Here is a 2,276-nt window from a genome sequence, read left to right on the forward strand (position 1 = left end):
CAGCAACGAAGACGCACAGCAGTTGTTCCCCGGCTTCAAGACCATCAAGCCTTACTTGCGCACCACAAAGCAACCGAACTGAAATGCGGGCACGGCGACCCTTCGCGGGTCGTCGCCGAGGGTTCTTTCCTCAGAGGTTGCGATGATCTTTCGCCAGCTATTCGATCCTGTCTCGTCCACTTACACGTATTTGTTGGGGGACAGCGGCGAAGCGCTGCTGATCGATCCCGTCTATGAGCAGGTGCCGCGCGACCTGGCACTTCTCCAGGAACTGGGTCTGCGGCTGCTCACTACGCTCGATACTCACGTCCACGCCGACCATGTGACCGGCGCGTGGCGCCTGCGGCAGCGCAGCGGCAGCGAGATCGCGCTGGCCGCGATCGTCCAGGCCGATGGCGCGACGCGGGCGCTTGAACACGGCGATCGCATCGATTTCGGCACGCGTCATTTGACCGTGCGTGCGACGCCCGGTCATACCAACGGTTGCCTGACCTATCTTCTCGACGACCAGAGCATGGCCTTTACCGGCGACAGTCTGCTGATTCGCGGCTGTGGCCGTACCGATTTCCAGCAGGGCAGTGCGCAGCAGTTGTTCGCGTCCGTGCGGGAGCAAATCCTGTCGTTGCCCGACGATTGCCTGCTTTATCCCGCGCACGATTATCGCGGCATTACCGTGACCAGCGTGGCCGAAGAGCGGCGTTTCAATCCGCGCCTCGGTGGCGACGTCGATGTGGGTGACTTTGCCGGTTATATGAACAACCTGAACTTGCCGCATCCGAAGTTGATGGCGGTGGCGGTGCCCGCGAATCTGCGTTGCGGAAAACCGGAGAGCGGATCTGATCCGGCCGAGACACCGGACTGGGCACCGCTGACGCTGCGCTTCAGCGGTGTATGGGAAATCGAGCCGATGGCGCTGCTCGAGCATGGCGCGACGTTTCAGATCGTCGACGTGCGCGAGGCGCCGGAATTCATCGATCGTCTGGGGCACTTGCCGGGTGCAAGGCTGGTGCCGCTGTCGCAACTGATCGCGCGCGTCGATGAGTTCGATCGCGAGCGCCCGGTCGTCGCGGTGTGCCGCTCCGGCGTGCGTTCGGCTCAGGCGAGCGTGCTGTTGAGCAAGGCGGGGTTCGACAAAGTGGCTAATCTTGCTGGCGGGATGTTGCGGTGGAAGATCGAGGGGTTGCCGCTCGCGTCGGATAGTGTTTGATGCGCTGTGGTAGACAGAATGTCATCGCTTAGCCTGAAGACCATGCGCGCGCGCGGGAATCGTCGCAATGGCGAAAATATAAACCAGACAGCTGAAGGAGCAGCGGCGTCGGCATGGGGCCGGGTGGCCGGCGAAAAGGATAGTATTAGTCGAGATGGTAGCGAGCGATTGTGACGGGTTGAGGACGGACAGCCGTCGTTGTTTCGGGTTTTTCATCGATAACACCGCGACCGCGACGCCGGGTCCCGCGTTGCGCGGACTACCGGTATGGGATATGAACGGCACGTTCGACGAAGTCTATTGGGTGCCTACGATGCAGGCCGCGCGCGTCGTGATGCAACCGTATGTCGGCAAGCACGTGCTGATCCGCATCGAAGGTTTCAATCACAGCATCGTCAACCGGTAGGTAAGCGTGATAGATCCGATTTGGCTGCGCGCGATCGACAGCGGCTTCTTCGACAGTTGATGCCCGCGCGGCCCAGGCTATTGCGGGCGTGCTGGCGGTCGTGCCGTTTGCTTTCGCTGCGGCGGCTTTCGTACGCCAGCGGGCTATCCCAATAACACGAATAGATCGGCACCCGTTTATAATCGACGGGCCATCAAAACAGCGATGGCTCGGGCTTGGCAGCCTGATTGTTATGCCCGCACGCCTGTTCAGACAGGCGTGCGTTTATCGTTGCGCGTCCATTTTCTGCGGGCGGGCCGCGGAGAGGAGACCTTCGGGTCTGCCGGCTTGGCATAACACCGGTCTGCCAACCTTTCCGCTGTGCCCGCTCACCCATCTCCACACGCTGACCGGGCACCCCGCCACCCTGACCGGGACCGCGTATGACCGAAGCCACCCCGCAGCATCCCTCCTCCCGTCCTCCCGTAGACGCTCTCCAGTATGAAAAGCTCGCGCTAACCGCATTTCATTTCTGCGAGCGGCGAAAGAAGCAACTCGACAAACTCGTCGCACTTGCCTCCACGATAGTCAGTAGTCAGGCTGTCACGCCTGATGAACGGCACCATCAACGGAAGTTGCTCGAAGTCATGGTGCATGTCGCAGAGGACTATCAGCGAACTGCCG

2 protein-coding genes and 1 pseudogene are annotated in these 2,276 nt (G+C 61.2%); all 3 read left to right on the forward strand.

Annotation, left to right across the window (positions count from 1 at the left end):
* The first annotated feature begins 142 nt into the window (after positions 1 to 142).
* The gene (locus VGH68_RS02160; protein WP_331601861.1) at positions 143 to 1,207 is read left to right on the forward strand and encodes an MBL fold metallo-hydrolase; all 1,065 of its coding nucleotides are present in this window, start codon (positions 143 to 145) and stop codon (positions 1,205 to 1,207) included.
* Between the two features lie 274 nt (positions 1,208 to 1,481).
* Positions 1,482 to 1,613: a hypothetical protein gene (locus VGH68_RS02165; RefSeq protein WP_331601862.1), complete on the forward strand. Its 132-nt coding sequence runs from the start codon at positions 1,482 to 1,484 to the stop codon at positions 1,611 to 1,613.
* Between the two features lie 422 nt (positions 1,614 to 2,035).
* Positions 2,036 to 2,276 (forward strand): annotated as a pseudogene (locus VGH68_RS02170) (hypothetical protein); the annotation flags it as partial.

Source organism: Paraburkholderia sp., assembly GCF_036488505.1.
In the GTDB taxonomy this organism is placed as follows: domain Bacteria; phylum Pseudomonadota; class Gammaproteobacteria; order Burkholderiales; family Burkholderiaceae; genus Paraburkholderia.